The following is a 22,334-nucleotide window of genomic DNA, read 5'->3' as shown; positions in this document are numbered from 1 at the left end:
AAAACGCAAATGGTATTCCAAAAAAGCTTCTATTAATAATTCTAGACTAGATACCAACACATAATTATTTCAATCACGCTTGGCAGCCTACACTTTTCCCGTTCTAATCCTCTTCCTCCAATTCAAAAATCTCTTCTAAAGCCAGGCCAAAAATCTTCGAAATCTTTAAAGCAAGAACCGTGGAAGGCACATACTTCCCCGCCTCTATACTATTGATAGTTTGCCTGGAAACACTGACTTTTTCTGCCAGATCCTGCTGGGTCAAATTATGCCGTGCTCGCTCGACTTTAATGGTATTTTTCATAATGGTATTTTTAGCCAAAATCGCTCTGGCTGGGTATAAATTACCAGTTAGTTCCTTGTTGTATTAGATTTGACTTAGATCAATCTTTAGTAGCCATATAGATCTGATACTTAAATGCCGCATAGATGTATGCATTTAACAGAAACAAGACCAGATAGGCAGTAAATATCTCTGAGGTAATTCTGTCAAAGCGTAGATAATTGATCAGCATCAAAGCTCCCAAACCCCAAATAAGCCAATAAGAGCCTGTTTGAAAAGCCTGAAGTCTGAAGGATTTGATCATCTCATCTTCATCTTTTTCTCTAGAGAGATTCAATAAGCCGAATCCTATAGCCCAAAATCCATAAATTATTTGAGCAGAATCATCAGGGGTAATATCCATCCTGGTGATTGCCATTCCAATGACCAACATGACTGGCAAGGGAAAAAACACAAAAGCCAACTTCTTCCATCCCGGAGAAAGTAAAGGCACATGTAAAATTGATTTTTCTTTCATCTGTTTATTGATTTATAGTTACGTCCTGCCCCGATAATATCCTGAACTAGCGGGAGGAATCTAGCATGGTTTTTATTGATCTCAACTGAATTCTTTTATTACCATGCTTGACCCAGGGACAAGTATTATTGTCTAAATGTAAAACAAACTTAACTTTATGTCAAGTTATTACGTCAAAATATTTTTTTCTATTCTATTGCCTTAAGGCATTCAACTATCATAAAATTTTATGAATTCGTATTAAAACAGCCTATTTGTTTACCTTTAATCAACGAATCCAATCAAAAATTATATTTTATATGATTTCGAAAGTAAAAATAGCCATCATAGGCTGTGGTAATCTGGGAGCATCTATAGCAAATGGATTGCTAAAACGGGATGAATTTGATCCAAAGAATCTAACCCTTACCAAAAGAAATACAGATAGCCTTAGTGGTTTTGCTGTACTAGGAGTGCATATCCAAACTGATAACATCTCAGCAGCGGCCAATGCCGACATCATCATCTTGGGTGTAAAGCCGTTCAACATCGCTCCTATTCTAGCCGAAATCAAGCCATCTCTGGATCCAAAAGAGCAAATCATCATTTCTTTGGCAACCGGAATTTCTCTTGCTGAAATGTATCAGGTGATAAACCCTGCTAGTATTGCCTTCCGTGCTATGCCTAATATCGCTGCGGATATCCAAGAGTCTGTAACCTGTGTTTGCTCCCAAAATGCAGATGCAGATCAGGTCAACTTAGTGACTGAACTGTTTAATGGAATTGGATTTACGATCCCAATTGACGAAAGTCTGATGGAAGCGGCAACTGTGTTGGGGGCTTGTGGAATTGCTTATGTATTGAGGTTTATGCGAGCGATGATCCAAGGAGGAATTCAAATCGGATTTGATTCGCATACTGCATCCAAGATTGTCAACCAAACTGTAAAAGGAGCAGCCGAACTGATGATCCAAAAAAACATGCATCCAGAAGCTGCTATAGATAAGGTAACCACCCCAAAAGGCTGTACGATCGTAGGCCTAAATGAAATGGAACATCAAGGATTCAGTTCTGCGATGGTAAGAGGAGTGATCGCCAGTTACGAGAAAATCGCCAAATAATTGATTTGATAATGAATTATTAATTTTCAAGGAATATTAAATCTAAATCAGGAAAAATTAATATTTAATTCCATAAGAATAACTATAGGATTGTTTTTCTTTTGAATCTTTTCAGTAGATTTGTCCCGGGTGATAAACAACTTTTGCTATTCCTTTTTCAATGACACGATTTTTAAAGGAAGGACTGTTTGGTACTTTTTCTTCCTTCCTTTCATATTTATACTCACAAAAAAGCCTTCCCATTCAAAATGGGAAGGCTTTTTTGATGTAATAAACTGTCTGGAAATTAGTCGAAGATCTCTTCCAGTTTAACTCTCAAACTAGGTCCTCGAAGGTCTTTACCAATGATTTTGCCATCTGGATCTATCAAGTAGGTAGCTGGAATAGCATTGATTTGATAAAGCTCTGCAGCTGCAGAATTGAAATATTGCAAATCAGAAACCTGAGTCCATTCCAAGCCATCTTCGGCAATAGCATCTACCCAAGCTTCCTTGGTGCGATCTAGCGAAACGCCAAATACCTCAAAACCTTTGTCCTTATATTCATTGTATAGCTTCACTACATTTGGATTTTCCTCACGACAAGGCTTGCACCAAGCTGCCCAGAAGTCTATCATAACATACTTTCCACGCAAATCTGAAAGCTTTACCGTTTCACCAGCAGGATTAGGTAGCTCAATTTCTGGCGCTACTTGCCCCATAGAAAGTGCTCTCATATCGTCTAATTGCTGCTTTAACTGGATAATAGTTTTAGTCTCAGGGTACTTCTCATCTAGCTTGGCTACTAAACTGTCCATAAACTGAAATTCATTCTTAGGGTTCAATAAGCCAATAGCCGCTAAAGATGCAAAACTATCTCCCATACTATTGATGACCTTTTTCACCTCTGAAGATTGGTTGCTCTCCAACGCCATGGCATCAATCTGAATTTGCTTAATGGTCTCTGTATCGTTATCACCCATCGCTTTATAATAAGCCTCATTGAGCTGATTAACTTTGGTCTGATAGGCCTCCATCAATTCCTCGATTTTCAACATCTCCTGAGAATCTTTTGAGCCGTTGATAACTAGGCTTTCAGGATCCGCAAAATTATAGTCTACTTCCACATCATCCTTGAATAAGGCAAGACGTACTATTTTTTCTCCATAGAAATTCAATTCAAAGAAAGTAGGTGCATCCACTGCTACTTCATAGCTGAATTCCCCTTTATTATCCAACTCAACTGTATCCAAAACTATCGGACGACTATCTGTGAATTGAGATAGTACCACAGCGCCATCACGGGCATTTTCTATTTTTCCAGAGATTTCAACTTTTCCATCAACAACAACATTCTTTTCCTCACAGGAAAAAAAGGCTAGTAAGACTAGTAAAGCGACTCCGTTCATTCGATTCAACATGGATTAATTCTTCAGTAATTCAATTAATAATTTTGTTGCAACTTTTGGGTCAGCTTTGCCTTGAGACTGTTTCATCACTTGCCCCATAAACAAACCCATCAAGCCTTTTTTGCCAGATTTATATTCTTTCACTTTTGCTGCATTGGCAGCCAAAACTTCTTCTACAATTGGTTTCAAAGATGATTCATCACTTTCTTGAATCAAATTCAGCCGCTGAGCAATTTCCAATGGACTTTCTGCAGTAGAGTTCAACATCGCCGGATACAAGTTCTGCGAGGCTGCCGTATAACTCACCTTGCCATCATCCACCAAAGCGATCAAAGCCACGAAAGAATCAGTGCTGATCGGGAAATCCTTCATGTCCAGAGAATTTTCATTCAAGGAAGATTTCACAGGACCCATCATCCAGTTAGACGCTGCTTTATAGTTTTTTGTTTTGCTACAAAGTTCATTGAACCAGAGCGCCACATCCTTCGATTCGGTCAAAAAGCTCGCATCGTAATCAGGCAAGCCAAATTCCTCTACAAACTTTTTGTGAAGTTCTCGAGGCAAAATAGGCATGGTAGCTTTCACAGCATTCAGCCACTCGTCCGAAACCACCACTGGACTCAAGTCAGGCTCAGGGAAATAGCGGTAATCATTCAAATCTTCCTTGGTACGCATGCTGGCTGTAAGCCCTGTATTCGCATCAAAAGTTCTGGTTTCGGAAATCACCTCTTCACCCGCCTCTATCAAACCAATCAGGCGTTCATGCTCATGCTCGATAGCACGAAACACATTTCGGAAAGAATTCATATTCTTCACTTCTACCTTTTTTCCCAATTCTGTCGCTCCTTTCAGCATCACAGAGACATTGGCATCACAGCGTAGCGAACCTTCTTCCATATTGCCATCGCAGATATCGAGATATTTCACCAGCTTTTTCACTTCAGCCAAGAACGCATAAGCTTCCTCTGGACTGTGCAAATCTGGCTCAGTTACAATCTCGATCAAAGGCGTACCTGCACGATTGAAATCAACCAAGGTATCTGCCTCTTCTGCTAGGTGAATAGACTTACCAGCATCTTCTTCCATATGCACACGGTTCAAGATCACTTCTTTCTTACTTCCATCAGCAAGTTGAATAGGCACAGTCCCTCCTACGCAGATAGGTCCCTTGTCCTGCGTAAGCTGATAGCCCTTTGGAAGATCTGGATAAAAGTAATTTTTGCGCGCAAAGACATTGTGGCGAGTAATCTCAGAATTACAAGCCAATCCCATCTTGATAGCATATGCTATAGCCTTCCTGTTGACCTTAGGCAGGGTGCCTGGATGGCCAAGAGTAATCGCTGATATCTGCGTGTTCGGTGACTTACCATACTCATTAGCATCAGCAGCAAACATTTTGCTCTCGGTCATAAGCTGCGCATGCACCTCAAGTCCGATGATCAACTGGTATTTATTCTTTAATTCTTCACTTAGCATCCGCGCGTATTTTTCTATTTTCTAAAGGTATAAGTCCTTTGCCTTAGTCACTACATTTTCTAGTCCAGCCAGGTTTTTCCCTCCAGCAGTGGCAAAAAAGGCCTGTCCTCCTCCTCCACCTTGAATTTCCTTAGCCAATTCTCTTACAATTTGACCTGCATTCAGGTCTTTACTTTTGATCAAGTCTTCATCAATAATCACAGCAATCTGTGGTTTACCATCAATATTGGCAGCCAAAATCACAAAAGCATTCTCAGTTTCATTTTTCAATTCATAGGCCAGCTTCTTCAAGGAATCAGCATTTGGCAATTCCAGCTGTGCTATAAGGGTATTGATTCCCTCTCCAGTTACAAACTGTTTAAGCAACTCCACTTTTACACCTGAAGCTTTCTCCAAGTGTAAGGCCTCAAGTTCTTTCTTTAGTTCGTTTTTTTCCTGCAACAAAGACTCTATAGACTTCATCAGGTCCTTAGGATTCTTCAGCAATTCCTGAATTTCCTTCACCAGGCTCTCTTGCTTGCGGAAATAATCCTCTGCAGACTTAGCAGTGATCGCTTCGATTCTACGAACACCAGATGCACTAGATGCTTCTGAAATAATCTTAAACAAACCGATTTTGCTGGTTTGAGGTACGTGTGTTCCACCGCAAAGTTCTACTGAGAAATCCTTATCAAATGTGATCACACGAACGAAATCACCGTATTTCTCTCCAAAAAGCGCTGTAGCTCCTTGTTTCTTAGCCTCCTCTATGGGCACATTTCTTTGTTCGGAAAGCGGGATATTCTGTCTGATTTTCTCATTCACAATATCCTCCACTTTAGCAATTTCTGCATCAGACAATTTGCTGAAATGAGAAAAATCAAAGCGAAGCTGGTTCTGATTCACCAAGGAACCACGCTGCTGTATATGATCTCCCAGAACTTCTTTCAAAGCTGACTGAAGTAAGTGCGTAGCAGTATGGTTGTTCTCAGTCAGAAAACGTTTTTCAGCATCTACTTCTGCTCCGAAGGCAGCTTCTGGATTAGCAGGAAGTTTTTCTACAAAATGAACAATCAGATCATTCTCTCTTTTAGTGTTGATTACTTTGACTTTTTCAGTGTCCGAGATCAACCAGCCAGTATCTCCTACCTGTCCGCCGCTTTCTGCATAGAAAGGTGTTTTGTCCAAAACTAATTGGTATTTGTCCCCTTTTTTATCAGAAATCACACGATACTTAATGATATGTGCATGAGCCTTTAGGAAATCATATCCTACGAATTCAACTCCATTATCCTCATTTACGATCACCCAATCGCCAGTTTCAGATTCGGAAGCTGCACGAGAGCGAGTCTTTTGAGCTTCCATTTCCTGCACAAAACCTTTTTCATCCAAAGAAAGTCCGCTTTCACGAGCGATCAAAGATGTAAGATCCAGTGGGAATCCGAAGGTATCGTATAATTCAAAGGCTGTTTTGCCTGGTATTACTTTTTCGCCTTTTTCACTCAACTCAGCTTTAATCTGATCAAGCATTTTCAGGCCATTATCAAGTGTGCGAAGGAAGGAAGTTTCTTCTTCGAAAATCACTTTGGCTATAAACTCCTGCTGCTGTCTCACCTCAGGGAAGATATCCCCGAAATTATCAGCAATCAAACTTGTCAACTCATATAAAAATGGCTCTTGGAAACCCAAGAAGGTATATCCATAACGAACCGCTCTTCTCAGGATTCTGCGAATTACATAGCCAGCCTTATTATTGGAAGGTAATTGTCCATCAGCGATAGTAAATGAAATCGCACGAATGTGATCCACTATTACGCGGAAAGCAATATCTGTCGGTAGATCTTCACCGTAAACTTTGCCTGATTTCTTTGCCAAAGCAGTCAAGAATGGCGCAAACAAATCTGTATCGTAATTGGAAGATTTGTGCTGAATAGCTCTCACCAAACGCTCAAAACCCATCCCAGTATCTACATGTGTTGCCGGCAAAGGCTTCAAAGATCCGTCTGAGACTCTATTGAACTGCATAAATACCAAGTTCCAAATCTCGATTACTTGCTCGTGATCCATATTCACCAAATCCTTGCCCTCTATTAAAGCGCGGTCAGCATCTGGTCTCAAATCAACGTGGATCTCCGAACAAGGTCCGCAAGGTCCTACATCACCCATTTCCCAAAAATTATCCTTTTTGGACCCCATGATGATACGATCTTCAGGCACGATGGCTTTCCAAAGATCATAGGCTTCCTGATCAAGACCTAAGTTATCACCAGCATCGCCTTGGAATACCGACACATACAATCTGTCTTTATCCAAGCCATAAACTTCAGTCAATAATTCCCAAGCCCATTGGATCGCTTCCTTTTTGAAGTAATCTCCAAAAGACCAGTTGCCCAGCATCTCAAACATGGTGTGGTGATAGGTATCCACACCCACTTCTTCGAGGTCATTGTGCTTACCGCTTACCCGAAGGCATTTTTGAGAATTGGCTACACGGGAATATTTGGCGAGTTCATTACCTAGAAATGCGTCTTTAAATTGGTTCATTCCCGCATTTGTAAACATCAAGGTTGGGTCATTTTTGACCACAATCGGTGATGAGGGAACGTAGTGATGCTGCTTGGATTGGAAAAACTCAATAAAGGTGCTCCGTATTTTCTTTGCTTCCATGAAGGTTTTGAGGCAATTAATAATGCTATTTAGGCCGTTTCACAGCCATTTTAATTGGGTGACAAAATTAACAGAATTGGCGGTGTTACCTGCATAGGGGTGAGAATTTCTCTTCGGTCATATCTCCCGCAACAGTAAAAAATATTTTCGCGGCGGCGCAACGGTGCAGCGAAAGATAAAACATCGATCCTTTAGCTTAAAGGAGAAAACCTCATTAAGGAACAAAATAGAGAAGAGATAAGGTAAATTTCAAAAATCTATTTTCGTTGCGTCGTCGCGCCGTTGCGAGAGTAACCAAACCTCAACTCCTCGGGAAACTCGTAAATCGTATTTCTCACCTCGTAAATGTTTCTTACTTTCAATAAAATTTTTGACACCTCAATTTTACCTAATGAGCTACCTAGATCTAATAACCTCCCCCACGCTACTTCTGGACGAAAAAATCTGCCGAGCTAATATCAAACGAATGGCGGACAAAGCTGCCAGACATGACATGAAGCTTGTTCCACATTTCAAAACAGCACAATCTCACCAAATCGGAGGCTGGGCTAAACAATACAACATCACAGAAGTGACTGTTTCTTCCGTTAAAATGGCCGAATATCTTAGTGGACAAGGCTGGGTGAATATTCATATAGCTTTTCCATTTAACCCACTTGAGATCCCAAAACTCAATAAAATTGCAGAAAAGCAATCCATATCAGTGCAAGTTATCAATGCAACAACTGCTCAAATGCTAGTGGATCAATTGGAAAACCCTGTAGGATTCTTTATTGAAATAGATGCTGGCTACGGCAGAACGGGCGTTGAGGTATCTGATTTCGGCTTGATTGAGGAAATTTTATTAATTGCGCAGAAGTCTGACAAGCTCAACTTCAAAGGCTTTTACCTACATGCCGGTCACTCCTACTATATGCCGGATATCCCCGCACTCTATGAGCAAACCCGAAATGCCCTGAGCATGCTGAAGCATAAATACAATTCTGAATATCCAAAGCTTGTAACCCGAACTGGTGATACGCCAGGCTGTGCTGTGATGGAGGATTTTGGAGATATAGATGAAATGGGGCCTGGAAATTTCGTTTTCTATGACTTGATGCAAGCGGAATTGGGTGGCTGTGACAAAGAAGACATTGCTGTATGCCTGGCAGTGCCTGTAGTGGACATCAAAAAAGACCGCAAGGAAATTTTGGTTCATGGTGGAGGAGTGCATCTGGCGAAGGATGTTCTGGTAGGAGAAAATGGCCTTAAAAACTTTGGTGAGGTAGTTTACCTGAATGAAAACGGTTGGAGCATTCCTGAGGAGAAATCTTTCCTCAAAAGCATTTCCCAAGAACATGGCATTATCAAAGCTTCGGACGAACTACTGGCAAAAGTGAAAGTTGGTGACATTCTGGGAATCCTTCCTGTTCACTCCTGCATGACTGCTGACTGTATGGGGGAATACATGACACTCGATGGAAAGATGGTGGATCACGCGGAAGGCTCTTTAGAAAAGTAAGTAGTAAAATTTGTAAGAAGTAAGAAGTGAAATCGTAAAAAGTAGTTATTATTCACTCCGAACAATATTTAGAAAATCATTTAAACCCAGACCATAACTCTGGGTTTATTTTTAACACATGACTATACCATGATCAAAGACATCAAAATCTTAAAAACCCAAGTACTTTCAGACAATTGGTATACACTTCGCAAAATCACTTTTCAGTTCACCAAGAAAAACGGGGAGATCATCACTCAAGATCGTGAAGCTTATGATCGTGGAAATGGAGCCACCATCCTCTTGTACAACCAAGACAAGAAAACCGTCATTCTCACTCGTCAATTCCGCCTACCAACCTACACCAATGGTAATGAAACAGGCATGATGATCGAATCCTGTGCTGGACTTCTGGACAAGGATAATGCTGAGGATTGCATTCGTAGAGAAACAGAGGAAGAAACTGGCTATGTGGTCAAAGATGTGAAAAAGGTTTTTGAAGCCTATATGTCACCAGGTTCAGTAACTGAGATACTTTATTTCTTTATCGCCGCCTACTCAAAGGACATGAAAGTCAGTGAGGGCGGTGGCGTAGAACACGAAGAAGAAAATATTGAGGTATTGGAAATGCCTTTTGAAGAAGCACTGAAGATGATAAATACAGGTGAGATCAAAGACGCAAAGACGATTATGCTTATTCAGCATTTGAGGTTGCAGGGGATTATTTAACTTAAAGCTCGCTTTAAGAAAAAGAGCATAATTCCCTATACTTACTTTATAAACCATATTTCAGCCAAATGTCCGCACAACTCGAAATCACGCGCTACTTTACCCAATCCAAAGATGAAGTTTACAATGCTTTCACAACTGCCGAAAGCCTACAACAATGGTGGGGACCGACAGGATATGAGATGAAAGTAAAAACCTTCGAATTTTATCCTGAAGGCATCTTTCACTTTGTCCTCAGAGATAAAGACGGCAATGAAATGTGGGCCAAATGGATAATCAAAGACATCAAGGAGTCTTCCAAACTTCAAGTGATCAATTGCTTTTCTAATGAAGCCGGAGAAACAGTAAAAGCTCCCGAAGTCCCTTTTGGAGCTGATTGGCCTAAGGAAATGATTTTAGATCTGGAGTTTTATGAGGAAGATGGTAAAACCAGAATTGACCTAGTTTCTTTGCCGCACAATGCTTCTGACGCTTCTAAACAGGTGTTTTCTGATAATATCGGAAATATGGAGCAGGGATTTGCTGGTACGTTTGACCAGTTGGAGAAATACCTAGCGGAGTAATAGTGCCTTCATAAAATAACAGTTGAACTAAAATGAAACCTACGTGAAATCTGTTTTAAAAAGGGTCCGCTGGTGGATATTTGCCTTCCTTTGTATCGTCATAGGACTTTATCCAATTTTATACTTTCTCTTAGAGAGGGATTTTGGTTTGCTTCAGTCGAAATCTGCAGAACTCCTGAGCAACCCAGTTTGGAACATAGGCTTTTACACACATATTATTCTTGGCGGCTTGGCTCTTCTGATCGGTTGGTCACAATTTCCGACGAAATTTCGCAACAAGAATAGAAAGCTCCATAGGAAAATCGGAATGGCATACGTCACTGCTGTATTCTTCAGTAGTCTGGCAGGCATATACATTGGAACACATGCCACTGGTGGAATTGTCAGCATTCTCGGATTTGTATTCTTGGGCCTTGTCTGGTTTGGCACTACGATGATGGGTTGGCTTACTGCGAAGAAGCAGGATTTTGATGCTCACGAAAACTGGATGATTTTTAGCTACGCTGCATGTTTCGCAGCAGTAACGTTGAGAATCTGGCTTCCTCTGCTCATAACATGGTATCAAGGAGACTTTATCCCAGCTTATCGTATAGTAGCTTGGCTGTGTTGGGTTCCTAATATTCTAATAGCGTTATGGATAGTGAGGAGAAGAAAAAAAGTACAGACATTAAAATTTGAATTGGAGTGAAAAACAATCATATTATTTATCATTCTGAATTAGGCCGATGATCGAAATCCTCCTCAAAAACAAAAAGTCCTTTAAAGCGCAAACTGTAGGTGAGCTTTCGGTTTCTGAGCTTGACTTTCATGTCATGCAGTTTCTGGATTACAAGCAGTCAGATTTGCGCTGGCTGGAAGAGAACTATGAGATGGACTTCACCATCATGAAGCATTTCGAGGATATAGAAATCAGTTCACACTTTTTAGAGAATGAGACCCAGGCAGCATTTCACTTTTCTATCCCTTACTATAGCAAGGAAAAGAGGATGGTCGAAGAGCCTTTGTTTATTATCATTTCTCAAGCTGGCCTTTTTCTTTTTAGCAGCATCAATCTTGATACCTATTTCAATGAAACCTACCCATCAAAAATAAACTCCTTACTCCGAATCACAGATTTGAAGGGGATTTTCAAGTTTCAATTTGAGTTTATCTCTGACTATTTTGCTGATATTACTGAAAATCTAAGTCGGAAAGTAAAAGCTTTAGCCAACGACATTCTGATAAAAAAGGACTTTTCCAGTAGTGTGATGGACATCATCACCACTTATAATTTCAACAACCTTCTTATCAAGGAATCTCTATTAGAAACAACCCGTGTTTTAAGGCTGTATTTACGGAGTGACTGGGAAAAAAATGAAGACTTGAAGGAAAGTGTTCGTGCGGAATTAAATGACCTAAATGTGATTTCCGACTATATTCAATTCAATTTCGATCGCTTGGACGATCTGAAAGAAAATGTCTCTAATAAGATAGATCTTGAGCAAAATCACATTTTCAAAATGCTCACTGTAGTCACCGTATGTATTTCTCTACCCACATTCATTGCTGGGGTATATGGGATGAACTTTGAAATAATGCCGGAGCTCAAGCTAGACTATGGTTATCCGATTGTATTGGTTGCTATGATTTGTTCAGCGATCCTGCCATTTATTTATTTCAAAAGGAAAAAGTGGTTTTAGACTTATGGCTAATTGCTAAAGCAGCAATTTTCTTGAAAGTCAGCAATTTGTACTTCCGATATCATTCCTATAACAGGAAAAAGCCTTGATTTTGGGTCAAGGCTTCCTTAAGATCTTTAGATCAATTTTAGAAGAAAAGCACTCTGCTCCTTCCTAAGGAATCTGTTACTTCCATATAGACATCTTTAGAATTCATACTTTTCAAAACAAAGTCTTTTTTAAAGCCTTCTGCTTGATCGATATCCTCTTCATAAATTAATTTCCCGTTGTCTACAGAACGAATTTTTACATTCACTCCTGGTTCGGTCAAGCCGATTACAGCCAAATTAATCTTGTTTCCATTCAATGCTTTACCGTAAGCCATTAGGGGAAAGTCCTTTACGGGAGCAGGCTTTTCTATAGTCTCTACTCTGTAAGTGACTTCCTCGACATCCGTGGTAATTCTAACTTGATACTCACCCTCTGGAAGATCTTCCATATCATAAGGCACCACTAGGTTGACATCTTTGACATTCACTTTTCGGATATGTAGCTTTTTGCCTTTCATATCGAGGATAGCGATTTTGGCAACCCCTACTCCTTCATAAAGTGAAACCGATATTTTCTTAAAGTTTGTATGGACTGTAGAAAGATCCTTCAAATCTTCTTCTGCCCCGAAGGCATTAAATGACAGAGCACTTGCGATTGCTAAAGTTGTTATTAAAGTTTTCATAATTTGTTGGTTTAGAAGTGTAATCACCTTAAGACCAATCTTATACCAAAATCAAATCGACAACTTATTAATTAGCTAATCTAGATTTCTATGAGTTTTTGAATTACTAGAATCGCGCAATAATATTTGGTAAGCTTCCTTAAAAACTGGTAAAACTGTCAAGTTTTAGTGCAATTCTCTGTTCGACTGTACTGTATTCGAGCAGATTTCTCAGTATCCAAAAAATTCTAGGTTACAGTAAACGCAATATTTTTTGAAACATTAATTCAGAAAAAAATTCAACTTGATTAAAATGCTCCATGTTGGAATTATGGCACTGTACAGTTCTGTACATCATTCGTCCGTGAGGATTCAAAAATCAAAGAATAAGTTTAGCTAAATTTTCATTAGCACCTAGATGAAAAAAAGCTTATAATCTGAAAGTCAACTGCATTTATCCTTTTATCATTCAGAAGAGACTGCTGACTCTAAGGGTTGCATGCTTAGATAATGGATATGGAAAGTTTAAGAATAACCTAATCAAGCAGCACTACTCAAACCCTTCTCTGAAATACAGCTGTAGATGAAAAATAAGCACCTATATAAGATGCCAGTATTTGTATTCTACTCTTGGGCATAATCAGCTAAATAAGCCTTGTTAATACCCTCCAAATGAACATCAGTCAACTTTACTATTTTCAAAAAAATCACAAAAAAAAGCCCTGATCCGAAAATCAAGGCTTGTGGTAATAGTTGGTTTAATTATTAGAAGAATAGTGTTTTAGTTCTTCCCTGTGCATCGGTTACTTTCAAGTAAATATCCTCAGATGAAACATTCTTGAAAGAGTAATTCTTTTTGAAACCTTCGGCTTGGTTTACATGATCTGTGTAGATCACATCTCCAGACTCTGCAGATAAAACTTCTACATCCACTCCTGGGCTAAGCAAACCTACTACTGCAAGGCTTACTGTATTATCATCTACAAGTTTACCGTAAGCCATCAAAGGCAAATCTGCTGGATCAATAGGTTTTTCCTCAGTTTCCACGGTATAGATTACTTCCTCTTGATCTGTCTCAATTTTCACCTGATACTCACCTGCTGGCAAATTGTTCAAGTCATAAGGAACCATCAAATTTTCATTCTTAACATTAACATTTCTGCTACTAAGGCTTTTACCATCTGCACTAAGAATAGACACTTTGGCATTGCCAAGTCCTTCCGTAAGTGTGATATTGATTTTCTTGTAGTTAGAATTTACAGAGGAAAGTGCTCTCAAATCCTCACTTGCGTTTGCTACTAATGAGCTAAAAGATAATGCGCTGGCTAATGCTACTGTTAATAAAGTTTTCATAATATGTTGGTTTAAAATTTTTTGATTTTCTGTTCTGCCTACTCTATTGCTAAGCGCGTACCAACTCAAAAAACAATCTCCTCCAGATGAGCACAAAAATCTCAAAGCATTAATTTTTTAACAGATATTCAGAATTTAATTCCGAAAGAAACATGATTTTTTAACAAAACCTGTACAATATATGGTCACATCCTTGTTCGGTTGTATTGACAGCGGACAGTTTCAGCCTATTTTAGACTTTTCAAGGGTTGCACCAATTCTCACATGTTAACCAAATTTAATCTTGAAAAAATTTCAAATCTGTGATTTCTTAGCCTGTGCCAAATGAGCAGCTGTACAGTTCCGAACACACTTCGTCCGATAGGATTCAATTCATGCTAGGTTTTCTAGGAATTTGAAGGAAGTTCTTTTGATTAATTCAAGGTTGAGAGGAATAACTAAGGTCAAAACATAAGTTTCGGCGAGCTTTTACAGAAGAAAGGAAATTGACTTGTCTTACTCATCTTAGGAAATCATCCAATAATTAGCTTAATTATCATGATGACACATTAGATACTACTTGTGTTCTGCCCAATCCAACTTAACCTAAAAGAACCTTTTACATGACAAGAAACCTACTTCTGATATTCCTCTCCATTTTCCTAGTAGGAATAACTGCACAAGCCCAAGAAATCAGTGCAATGCAAGCTCCTAAAGTGGTCTCCCCCGAAATCGCTTCTGACAATTCTGTCAGCTTTAGAGTCTTTTCTCCTTCTGCAAATGCAGTTACCCTCAACGGAAGTTGGATGGGATACGGAGAAACCCTACCGCTAAAAAAGGAAGAGAATGGCCTTTGGACAGTTACGATAGCTCCTCTCAACTCTTCTATGTACCATTACAATTTCTTCATTGACGGCGTTTCTGCAATTGATCCAACCAATCCCGAAGCATTGCGAGATGGAACACACTATGCGAGTCTATTGATGGTTCCTGGAGGAGCAGCTAAAGTTTACCAACTAAATGAGGTTCCTCACGGTTCACTTTCGAAGGTTTGGTACCAGTCTCCTTCCCTCGACAGCTATAGAAGAATGTATGTATATACGCCTCCTGGATATGATTCTGGAAAGGAAACTTATCCCGTGTTATATCTACTACATGGAGCAGGCGGTGATGAAGACGCATGGTCTGCACTTGGTAGAGCAAATGATATTTTGGACAATCTCATTGCAGAAGGCAAAGCCAAGCCAATGATTATCGTGATGACCAATGGAAATGCGTGGCAGACGAGTACTCTCAGGAATGTACCAGGAACATCAGCTCCTACCAGAGAAACCTACGCTAAATTTCACGGTCAATTTGAAAAGAGCTTAGTCAAAGATGTAGTCCCCTATATTGAAAAGAATTATAGAGTAAAAGCTACCAAAGAAAGTCGAGCACTTGCGGGACTATCTATGGGAGGTGCACATACTATTACAGCCTCTACCGAATATCCTGGGACTTTTGGATATATCGGAGTTTTCAGCAGTGGGATTTTTGATCCAAATGCAGACATGGCAGAGCTGGAGAAAAAATTCACAGCCTTAAAAGCTAGTGGCGTTACTAAGTATTGGGTGGCTTGTGGCAAAGATGATTTCCTAATGGAAGCCAACAAAAGACTACTTGCTGTACTTGATAAAACTGCTTTTGAACATGAATATCACGAATCTGAGGGTGGCCATACTTGGGCAAACTGGAGAGATTATCTGGTGATTTTTGCTCCTCAGCTTTTCAAATAAATAAGGATGGCATAGCTATAATTGAAGTGTGCTTTTTGGCTACACTTCAAATTTTGAACAATAAATAAATAAAGCTGAGTCTCTTAGTTCAACAAGTCAACTCTACTGGACACATGCATTTTAATCAAGAAAGACTCTTCAAGGGAAGCTAAAAACTGATAATGTCATTTTACCTATTGTCTCAATTAGCAAATTCTGTCTACCTTAATAAGGAGTAATAATTTATTTCACCGGACATGGAAAAAATGCCACTGCTTCTTGGGCAGTGCAAACATCACAAAGCTCAGTAATTCTTTCTGCTCTAATGGTACATGGATTAGCCTCAGTGATATGGAATTCTATCCATCTAGGGCAAATATCTGTAGAACTCTGCTCATGCGATTTAGGCCATCGTTTTTCTTTGTCCTCTTCGTCTTTGCAGCATTCAATGCATATTGTTTGTCCTACTTTATATTGAGGGTTTTCGCAGGTTACTTTTTTGATCTTATACTTACAAAACCTTTTATTTGATCCCTTTGGTGGTGCTGGTACTGGATTAAGCTCTCCTAAATCGTCAACATCCTCCCATGGCCAAACGTAGAACAATATTGCCGAAATAATAAGGAGTATAAAAATCCATAAAAAACCACGCCTTTTCATAACCAACTGATTTAGAACCACTTCAAAATAGTGATATTTAAATTTAAAAGCAATATTTACCCTACCAAATATTCTTCTTTTTACTCAGGATAAGCGAGTCAACCATATTTAATTCTATGATCATTTACAGCCAAAAACATCTAATCCTATTTGTTCGTTGTCATGGCTAAAGGCTTGTATCATTCCCTAGCATTTGGTTAGTTTTGTCTATCCTCAAGTCTTTGTAAAACACCCTTTTTCATACTCCTATCCCCAATGATTCGAATCCTGTCATCAGTTGTTCTTCTACTAGCAATGGCTATTGGCACTCAGAATACTTTTGCACAAAAAGTAATTGTAAAACTTCAGCCTGCGGAAAAAGCTCCTCAAGAAAGAAATTACATTTTCAAGCAAGTATTGGATTCTCGTGTCGACAAATCCATTGGACAAATCTATGATCCTCAGCGGGAAAAGAACGAGCTAAGCTTTGAGGAAGAGCTAGCTCAAGAAGCACTAGCTTTTTACAAAGCTATGGTCAGTCCAAGCCAAAATATCTCCCATGAGTTGGAAGTAAAAATCTATAACCTAGACCTAAAAGAGGTTTTTCAAGCTGACAGAAGAGCATATAAAGGCGAGTTACAGTTAAGCTTAGGCTTCTTTTTACTCGGAAAACAAGAACCTGTTCATCTTGTCGATTTCAATGGCAAACTTGAATATAGCAGACCTGCCACACAGATGCATTATGTAGAATCTTCCATTCAGACGCTATTTGAGAATAGCTGGGAATATTTCGATGCATGGATCAGCACCCAATATCAAAGCAACAGATCCCTGGTGAAAAAAGTCAAATTGAATATCCTCGACCCTACAAGAGAAAGTAGCCGAGACACGGTATTCTATGATCCAGCACAACCGCTGACTTGGGATGACTTCAGGGATTCTCCCAATCCACTAAGTACATTCAACGCGACGATCTTCAGCAGTTTGGCGATAGAGGGAAATGCCAGTATAGAAGCTGGAGAAATCGTACAGACCATCAAGGTAAAAGTATATATGCTCCCTAGCCAATCTTGGGTAAAGGATGCAAATGCTTATGCCAACAATCATGAGCAAAGACATTTTGATTTGACTCGAATTGCTGCAGATCGTATGATAGCTAGGTTGAATGCTACTGAATTGGAACCAGATCTTTTTGAAGCGAAGCTCAATGACATATATCTGGATGCTTACAGAGAGATGAATCGCTTGCAGGAATTGTATGACAGCCAAACGAAACATGGCATTAATAGCGGGATGCAATCCAAATGGAATCAAGTCATAACTCAAGCACTTGCAGGAGACTGGGAAGAATTGGATGAAATCATTCAAAAAGATTAAGCTGGAGCGATACTTTTTGTGAAAGGCTATTACAGGATAGTACAGTTACAAGATAAAAAATACTGCAAAAAAGTTTATCTCAATTTGCATTTTATTAATCGAAGTCTATCTTTGCCAACGATAATGGAAAACAACAATAGAAATATTGATTTTTTGGCAACAGCACATCAGGGCAACTTGGTGCACCATTTCCATCATTCCTCCTGAGGAATATTTTTACAAACCCGGTGAAGCCGATGATAGGGATTCCGCTTTTCGCCAACATTTATTACAATCTTTTACTTCTTAGCGTAACTTGCGACCATGGAAAAAATAATCCGTATTGCCGTGCAAAAAAGCGGCAGACTATCAGACGATTCACTTAGCCTCATCAAAGAATGTGGTATTAAATTTTATAACGGAACAGGCAAACTCAAGTCTACTTCCACCAATTTCCCAATCGAATTCTTATTCCTTCGCGATGATGATATCCCTGGCTACGTGGCCGATGGTGTTGCAGATCTTGGAATAGTAGGACAAAATGAAGTCGTAGAGAAAGACAAGAATGTCACTACGATGAAGGCTTTAGGCTTTTCTAAATGCCGACTTTCGCTAGCCGTAGCCAAAGGACAGGAATATTCTGGCGTATCCTTTTTCGAAGGGAAAAACATTGCGACCTCCTACCCAAAGATCCTTGGTGATTACCTTAAAGCCCAAAATATCAAGGCTGATATTCACGAAATCTCAGGTTCAGTAGAGATCGCTCCAAGCATAGGTTTGGCAGAAGGAATTTGCGATATCGTAAGCTCTGGCTCTACGCTAATGATGAATGGTCTGAAGGAAGTGGAAGAAATCTTCAAATCCGAAGCTGTTTTAATAGCGCACAACGATCTTCCAGACTGGAAGAAGGAAATAGCCGAAAAGCTCCTCTTTAGAATCAACGCCGTCCAAAAAGGAAAAAGCAGTAAATACGTATTGCTCAATGCCCCAAACGAATCTATAGACAAAATCATCTCATTGATTCCTGGTATGCGTAGCCCTACTATACTTCCACTGGCGCAAGAAGGTTGGTCCTCTGTGCACTCCGTTTTGAACGAGGATCAATTCTGGGAAAACATTGAGGAACTCAGAGCTGCTGGTGCAGAAGGCATCCTAGTCGTTCCTATTGAGAAGATGATTCTTTAATCGAAATAAGCAGTATTCTCCACATTAGATTCTACTACCTATGAAAATCCTTGACAACCCCGCTAAGGATTCTTGGAAGAAACAATTGGCTCGTCCAGTGTTCAAAACCAAGGAGATCAATAAGATCGTGAAACCAATTCTGCGAAAAGTGAAAAGAAATGGCGACAAAGCCCTTTTCAAATTCGCAATGGAATACGATCATGTTGAGTTAGATTCACTTTTCCCTTCTGAAATAGAAATACAATCTGCATCAGAGGCACTTGATCCAGCATTAAAAGAAGCGATCCAGGTCGCTAAAGCAAATATTGAACGATTCCATAAGGCACAAGAAACGCCTGAATTGGTGGATGAAGTGATGCCTGGAGTAGTTTGTAAGAGAAAAAGCGTAGCCATCCAAAAGGTTGGATTATATATTCCAGGGGGAACTGCCCCACTCTTCAGTACCGTATTGATGTTGGGAATACCTGCAGTATTGGCTGGATGCAAGGAAATAGTGCTTTGCTCCCCTCCCAACAAAGAAGGTAAAATCCACCCAGCAATACTTTACACTGCTAATTTGATTGGCATCAGCAAAATCGTAAAAGTGGGCGGTGCTCAGGCTATTGCGGCCATGACTTTTGGAACTGAAAGTGTGCCCAAAGTTGATAAGATCTTTGGCCCTGGAAATCAATTCGTAACCGCAGCCAAGCAAACAGCCACTAAATACGGCGTAGCTATTGACATGCCAGCAGGACCATCGGAGGTATTGGTATACGCTGATGCTTCCGCAAATGCATCTTTCGTAGCTGCAGACCTGCTTTCTCAGGCAGAGCATGGCGTAGACAGCCAGGTTATTTTGGTCACCGAAACTGAGAAATTTGCCAAGAAGGTCATCAAAAAAATTGATGAACAGCTGGAGAATTTACCTAGAAAGGATATCGCCAAAAAAGCTTTAGCAAATTCCCGAGCTGTATTAATGGACAATGCTGAGGAAGCTATGGAGCTGATCAATTTCTATGCTCCTGAGCACTTAATTATCAGTGTAGAGGAAGAAGACAAAGCCGTGAATGCCGTGTACAACGCAGGTTCAGTCTTCATAGGCAACTTCACCCCTGAATCAGCAGGAGATTATGCCTCTGGCACTAACCACACCTTGCCTACTTACGGCTACGCAAGAAATTATAGCGGAGTATCGCTAGACAGTTTTGTGAAGAAAATCACTTATCAAAAAATTACACCAGAGGGATTGAAAAACATAGGGCCGACCATAGAAATCATGGCGGAAAATGAACTACTGGAAGGGCACAAAAATGCCGTTACTATAAGACTCAAACATCTTAATAAACAGAACAAATGAAGTTTGACATAACCCCATTACTTAGACCACACATAGTGAATCTTTTGCCATATACATCCGCTCGTGATGAATATACAGGCAAGGAAGGCATATTTCTGGATGCAAACGAAAATCCTTATGGATCAGTCACAGACGAGGATTACAATCGCTATCCTGATCCATATCAGCTTGAACTAAAGGCTGAAATAGCTGAAATAAAGAATGTGAAATCCTCTCAGATTTTCTTAGGAAATGGTTCTGACGAGGCGATAGACCTTCTATTCAGAGCATTTTGCAATCCAGGAAAAGATAATGTGATACTCCTACCTCCTACCTATGGAATGTATGAGGTAAGTGCCGGTATCAATGATGTGGAAACTCGCAAGATTCCACTTACAGCAGATTTCCAGCTTCAGACAGACAAAATCCTAGGCGCTACGGATGAGCATACCAAGATCATATTTGTCTGCTCACCCAACAACCCTAGTGGGAATAAGGTGAACCGTGAGGATATCCTGCGATTACTTCAAGAATTCAAAGGCCTAGTAGTCGTAGATGAAGCTTACATAGATTTTAGCGATGAGCCAAGTTTTACCAATTATATAAACGACTATGGTAATCTGCTCGTGATGCAGACCTTCTCCAAGGCTTGGGGACTAGCATCCTTGCGCTTGGGCATGGCATTCGCGTCAAAGCAGATGATCAAAGTCCTCAATCGTATTAAGCCTCCATATAATATCTCTGGTCTAACTCAGCAAACAGTCTTGGCAGCAGTACGAAATGTTGCTAAAGTCAATGCTATGATTGCGGATATGCTACAAGAAAGAGAATACCTGAGGAAGGAAATGACAGCTCTTGATTTTGTGGAAAAGATCTATCCTTCCCATGCAAACTTTCTTTTGGTGAAAATCCCAAATGCAAGTCATGTCTATGATGATCTGATCGAAGAAAAAATCATCGTTAGAAATAGATCGAAAGTGCAACTATGTGAGGAATGCCTAAGAATCTCTGTTGGTACAAGACCAGAAAATGAGGCTTTTTTACAAGCCTTGAAAAAAATATACACCGAAAGTTTTAACCTATAAACCATGCAAAAGAAAGTACTTTTTATAGATCGGGATGGTACGATTATTAAAGAACCACCAACTGATTATCAGGTTGATAGCCTAGAGAAGTTAGAGTTTTTGCCGAAGGCTATTTCTAACCTTCGAAAGATCGCCGAAGAGACTGAATATGAACTGGTCATGGTGACAAATCAAGATGGTTTGGGAACAGATTCATTTCCTGAAAGCAGCTTCTGGCCAGCACAATTTAAGATGCTGAAAACGCTGGAGCAGGAGAATATTTTCTTCAAGGAAATCCATGTAGACAAGACCTTTGTAAGTGAAAATGCTCCTACCAGAAAGCCTAATACTGGCCTTTTGACAGCTTACTTTTCTGAAGAGTATGATCTTGCAAACTCCTTTGTAATCGGAGATCGATTGACCGACGTGAAGCTTGCTGAGAATCTTGGGGCAAAAGCCATTTTCATCGGAGAGCCAAATGAAAGCGCTGCTTTGAGCACTACAGATTGGGATGAGATCTATGAGTTTCTGAAAATGCCTCCTCGTGCTGCTGAAGTAAGTCGCAAAACTTCTGAGACTGATATCTATATCAAGCTAAACTTAGACGGAAACGGCCACTGCGATATCAAGACAGGTTTGCATTTCTTTGACCATATGCTGGAACAACTAGGAAAACATGGTAGCACAGATCTGGAAATCAAGGTAAATGGTGACTTGCATATAGATGAACATCATACAATTGAAGACACTGCCCTAGCACTTGGCGAGGCTTATTTGAAAGCTTTGGGAGACAAAAAAGGTATTTATCGCTATGGTTTCCTATTGCCTATGGATGATGTATTGGCGCAGGCTGCGATTGATTTTGGAGGGAGACCCTGGATCGTTTGGGATGCGGAATTCAAACGAGAAAAAGTTGGTGATATGCCTACTGAGATGTTTTACCATTTCTTCAAATCTTTCTCGGATACTGCCAAATGTAATCTGAATATCAAAGCTGAAGGTGCCAACGAACATCATAAGATTGAAGCCATTTTCAAGGCTCTTGCAAGAGCTATTAAAATGGCTGTAATGAGAGATCCTAGAAATATAAATCAACTTCCGAGTACCAAGGGAGTTCTCTAATCATCAGTAGATTAGG

At 39.9% G+C, this 22,334-nt stretch carries 20 protein-coding genes; 12 read left to right on the top strand and 8 right to left on the bottom strand.

Annotated elements, in window-relative coordinates; all coding sequences use genetic code 11:
* Positions 1–103: 103 nt before the first annotated feature.
* Positions 104–304 carry a helix-turn-helix transcriptional regulator gene (locus tag LV85_RS05740; RefSeq protein ID WP_111317244.1) on the bottom strand — a complete coding sequence of 67 codons (201 nt, stop codon included), beginning with the start codon at positions 302–304 and terminating at the stop codon, positions 104–106.
* A gap of 79 nt (positions 305–383) precedes the next feature.
* The gene (locus tag LV85_RS05735) at positions 384–800 is read right to left on the bottom strand and encodes a hypothetical protein (RefSeq protein WP_111317243.1); all 417 of its coding nucleotides are present in this window, start codon (positions 798–800) and stop codon (positions 384–386) included.
* A 299-nt stretch (positions 801–1,099) separates the two neighbouring features.
* On the opposite strand from LV85_RS05735, the gene proC reads away from it, so the two are divergent.
* Positions 1,100–1,900, top strand: coding sequence for a pyrroline-5-carboxylate reductase (gene proC / locus LV85_RS05730; protein ID WP_111317242.1), 801 nt, complete (start codon positions 1,100–1,102; stop codon positions 1,898–1,900).
* 286 nt (positions 1,901–2,186) lie between these two features.
* On the opposite strand, the gene LV85_RS05725 is transcribed toward proC, so the two are convergent.
* From LV85_RS05725 to alaS, 3 genes are read right to left on the bottom strand one after another with little or no spacing between them, the layout of a single operon-like run.
* Positions 2,187–3,287 carry a TlpA disulfide reductase family protein gene (locus LV85_RS05725; RefSeq protein ID WP_211318379.1) on the bottom strand — a complete coding sequence of 367 codons (1,101 nt, stop codon included), beginning with the start codon at positions 3,285–3,287 and terminating at the stop codon, positions 2,187–2,189.
* A 15-nt stretch (positions 3,288–3,302) separates the two neighbouring features.
* On the bottom strand, positions 3,303–4,763 hold the full coding sequence (gatB, locus tag LV85_RS05720; protein ID WP_111317240.1) for an Asp-tRNA(Asn)/Glu-tRNA(Gln) amidotransferase subunit GatB: 1,461 nt from the start codon (positions 4,761–4,763) through the stop codon (positions 3,303–3,305).
* A 21-nt stretch (positions 4,764–4,784) separates the two neighbouring features.
* The gene (gene alaS, locus LV85_RS05715) at positions 4,785–7,409 is read right to left on the bottom strand and encodes an alanine--tRNA ligase (RefSeq protein WP_111317239.1); all 2,625 of its coding nucleotides are present in this window, start codon (positions 7,407–7,409) and stop codon (positions 4,785–4,787) included.
* A 391-nt stretch (positions 7,410–7,800) separates the two neighbouring features.
* Between alaS and LV85_RS05710 the strand changes: the two genes are divergently transcribed.
* The 5 genes from LV85_RS05710 to LV85_RS05690 all read left to right on the top strand — a co-directional run bounded on the left by LV85_RS05710 (position 7,801) and on the right by LV85_RS05690 (position 11,860).
* Complete coding sequence (locus tag LV85_RS05710) at positions 7,801–8,910, top strand: alanine racemase (RefSeq protein WP_111317238.1); 1,110 nt, start codon at positions 7,801–7,803, stop codon at positions 8,908–8,910.
* Between the two features lie 129 nt (positions 8,911–9,039).
* Positions 9,040–9,618 (top strand): GDP-mannose pyrophosphatase NudK, encoded by a 579-nt coding sequence (gene nudK / locus LV85_RS05705; protein WP_111317237.1) that lies wholly within the window; start codon positions 9,040–9,042, stop codon positions 9,616–9,618.
* 68 nt (positions 9,619–9,686) lie between these two features.
* A complete protein-coding gene (locus tag LV85_RS05700) occupies positions 9,687–10,181 on the top strand; it encodes an SRPBCC family protein (protein WP_111317236.1) in 495 nt (164 codons plus the stop codon).
* Between the two features lie 43 nt (positions 10,182–10,224).
* A complete protein-coding gene (locus tag LV85_RS05695; RefSeq protein WP_111317235.1) occupies positions 10,225–10,869 on the top strand; it encodes a DUF2306 domain-containing protein in 645 nt (214 codons plus the stop codon).
* Between the two features lie 37 nt (positions 10,870–10,906).
* Complete coding sequence (locus tag LV85_RS05690) at positions 10,907–11,860, top strand: magnesium transporter CorA family protein (RefSeq protein WP_111317234.1); 954 nt, start codon at positions 10,907–10,909, stop codon at positions 11,858–11,860.
* A 127-nt stretch (positions 11,861–11,987) separates the two neighbouring features.
* Here LV85_RS05690 and LV85_RS05685 read toward each other — a convergent pair whose 3' ends face one another.
* Positions 11,988–12,572: a hypothetical protein gene (locus tag LV85_RS05685; RefSeq protein WP_111317233.1), complete on the bottom strand. Its 585-nt coding sequence runs from the start codon at positions 12,570–12,572 to the stop codon at positions 11,988–11,990.
* 744 nt (positions 12,573–13,316) lie between these two features.
* The gene (locus LV85_RS05680; RefSeq protein WP_111317232.1) at positions 13,317–13,904 is read right to left on the bottom strand and encodes a T9SS type A sorting domain-containing protein; all 588 of its coding nucleotides are present in this window, start codon (positions 13,902–13,904) and stop codon (positions 13,317–13,319) included.
* A 602-nt stretch (positions 13,905–14,506) separates the two neighbouring features.
* Between LV85_RS05680 and LV85_RS05675 the strand changes: the two genes are divergently transcribed.
* Positions 14,507–15,658: an esterase gene (locus LV85_RS05675; protein WP_111317231.1), complete on the top strand. Its 1,152-nt coding sequence runs from the start codon at positions 14,507–14,509 to the stop codon at positions 15,656–15,658.
* 222 nt (positions 15,659–15,880) lie between these two features.
* Here LV85_RS05675 and LV85_RS05670 read toward each other — a convergent pair whose 3' ends face one another.
* On the bottom strand, positions 15,881–16,297 hold the full coding sequence (locus LV85_RS05670; protein ID WP_111317230.1) for a hypothetical protein: 417 nt from the start codon (positions 16,295–16,297) through the stop codon (positions 15,881–15,883).
* A gap of 255 nt (positions 16,298–16,552) precedes the next feature.
* Here LV85_RS05670 and LV85_RS05665 point away from each other — a divergent pair, with 255 nt between their 5' ends.
* The 5 genes from LV85_RS05665 to hisB all read left to right on the top strand — a co-directional run bounded on the left by LV85_RS05665 (position 16,553) and on the right by hisB (position 22,318).
* Positions 16,553–17,653: a DUF922 domain-containing protein gene (locus tag LV85_RS05665; RefSeq protein ID WP_111317229.1), complete on the top strand. Its 1,101-nt coding sequence runs from the start codon at positions 16,553–16,555 to the stop codon at positions 17,651–17,653.
* A gap of 303 nt (positions 17,654–17,956) precedes the next feature.
* A complete protein-coding gene (hisG, locus tag LV85_RS05660; RefSeq protein ID WP_111317228.1) occupies positions 17,957–18,817 on the top strand; it encodes an ATP phosphoribosyltransferase in 861 nt (286 codons plus the stop codon).
* 40 nt (positions 18,818–18,857) lie between these two features.
* The gene (gene hisD / locus LV85_RS05655) at positions 18,858–20,153 is read left to right on the top strand and encodes a histidinol dehydrogenase (protein WP_111317227.1); all 1,296 of its coding nucleotides are present in this window, start codon (positions 18,858–18,860) and stop codon (positions 20,151–20,153) included.
* Positions 20,150–21,217 (top strand): histidinol-phosphate transaminase, encoded by a 1,068-nt coding sequence (hisC, locus tag LV85_RS05650; RefSeq protein ID WP_111317226.1) that lies wholly within the window; start codon positions 20,150–20,152, stop codon positions 21,215–21,217. The genes hisD and hisC overlap by 4 nt, the downstream gene beginning before the upstream one ends.
* A gap of 3 nt (positions 21,218–21,220) precedes the next feature.
* Positions 21,221–22,318 carry a bifunctional histidinol-phosphatase/imidazoleglycerol-phosphate dehydratase HisB gene (gene hisB / locus LV85_RS05645; RefSeq protein WP_111317225.1) on the top strand — a complete coding sequence of 366 codons (1,098 nt, stop codon included), beginning with the start codon at positions 21,221–21,223 and terminating at the stop codon, positions 22,316–22,318.
* Positions 22,319–22,334 lie beyond the last annotated feature (16 nt).

Source organism: Algoriphagus chordae (assembly GCF_003254055.1).
In the GTDB taxonomy this organism is placed as follows: domain Bacteria; phylum Bacteroidota; class Bacteroidia; order Cytophagales; family Cyclobacteriaceae; genus Algoriphagus; species Algoriphagus chordae.
The sequence above is the reverse complement of the archived record's forward strand: the minus strand, read 5'-3'. Positions and strand labels throughout refer to the sequence as shown.

Excerpts from the sequence above, each read along its gene's own strand:
- LV85_RS05740 (WP_111317244.1), bottom strand. The coding sequence starts at position 304 with ATGAAAAATACCATTAAAGTCGAGCGAGCACGGCATAATTTGACCCAG.
- LV85_RS05735 (WP_111317243.1), bottom strand. The coding sequence starts at position 800 with ATGAAAGAAAAATCAATTTTACATGTGCCTTTACTTTCTCCGGGATGG.
- proC (WP_111317242.1), top strand. The coding sequence starts at position 1,100 with ATGATTTCGAAAGTAAAAATAGCCATCATAGGCTGTGGTAATCTGGGA.
- LV85_RS05725 (WP_211318379.1), bottom strand. The coding sequence starts at position 3,287 with ATGAACGGAGTCGCTTTACTAGTCTTACTAGCCTTTTTTTCCTGTGAG.
- gatB (WP_111317240.1), bottom strand. The coding sequence starts at position 4,763 with ATGCTAAGTGAAGAATTAAAGAATAAATACCAGTTGATCATCGGACTT.
- alaS (WP_111317239.1), bottom strand. The coding sequence starts at position 7,409 with ATGGAAGCAAAGAAAATACGGAGCACCTTTATTGAGTTTTTCCAATCC.
- LV85_RS05710 (WP_111317238.1), top strand. The coding sequence starts at position 7,801 with ATGAGCTACCTAGATCTAATAACCTCCCCCACGCTACTTCTGGACGAA.
- nudK (WP_111317237.1), top strand. The coding sequence starts at position 9,040 with ATGATCAAAGACATCAAAATCTTAAAAACCCAAGTACTTTCAGACAAT.
- LV85_RS05700 (WP_111317236.1), top strand. The coding sequence starts at position 9,687 with ATGTCCGCACAACTCGAAATCACGCGCTACTTTACCCAATCCAAAGAT.
- LV85_RS05690 (WP_111317234.1), top strand. The coding sequence starts at position 10,907 with ATGATCGAAATCCTCCTCAAAAACAAAAAGTCCTTTAAAGCGCAAACT.
- LV85_RS05685 (WP_111317233.1), bottom strand. The coding sequence starts at position 12,572 with ATGAAAACTTTAATAACAACTTTAGCAATCGCAAGTGCTCTGTCATTT.
- LV85_RS05680 (WP_111317232.1), bottom strand. The coding sequence starts at position 13,904 with ATGAAAACTTTATTAACAGTAGCATTAGCCAGCGCATTATCTTTTAGC.
- LV85_RS05675 (WP_111317231.1), top strand. The coding sequence starts at position 14,507 with ATGACAAGAAACCTACTTCTGATATTCCTCTCCATTTTCCTAGTAGGA.
- LV85_RS05670 (WP_111317230.1), bottom strand. The coding sequence starts at position 16,297 with ATGAAAAGGCGTGGTTTTTTATGGATTTTTATACTCCTTATTATTTCG.
- LV85_RS05665 (WP_111317229.1), top strand. The coding sequence starts at position 16,553 with ATGATTCGAATCCTGTCATCAGTTGTTCTTCTACTAGCAATGGCTATT.
- hisG (WP_111317228.1), top strand. The coding sequence starts at position 17,957 with ATGGAAAAAATAATCCGTATTGCCGTGCAAAAAAGCGGCAGACTATCA.
- hisD (WP_111317227.1), top strand. The coding sequence starts at position 18,858 with ATGAAAATCCTTGACAACCCCGCTAAGGATTCTTGGAAGAAACAATTG.
- hisC (WP_111317226.1), top strand. The coding sequence starts at position 20,150 with ATGAAGTTTGACATAACCCCATTACTTAGACCACACATAGTGAATCTT.
- hisB (WP_111317225.1), top strand. The coding sequence starts at position 21,221 with ATGCAAAAGAAAGTACTTTTTATAGATCGGGATGGTACGATTATTAAA.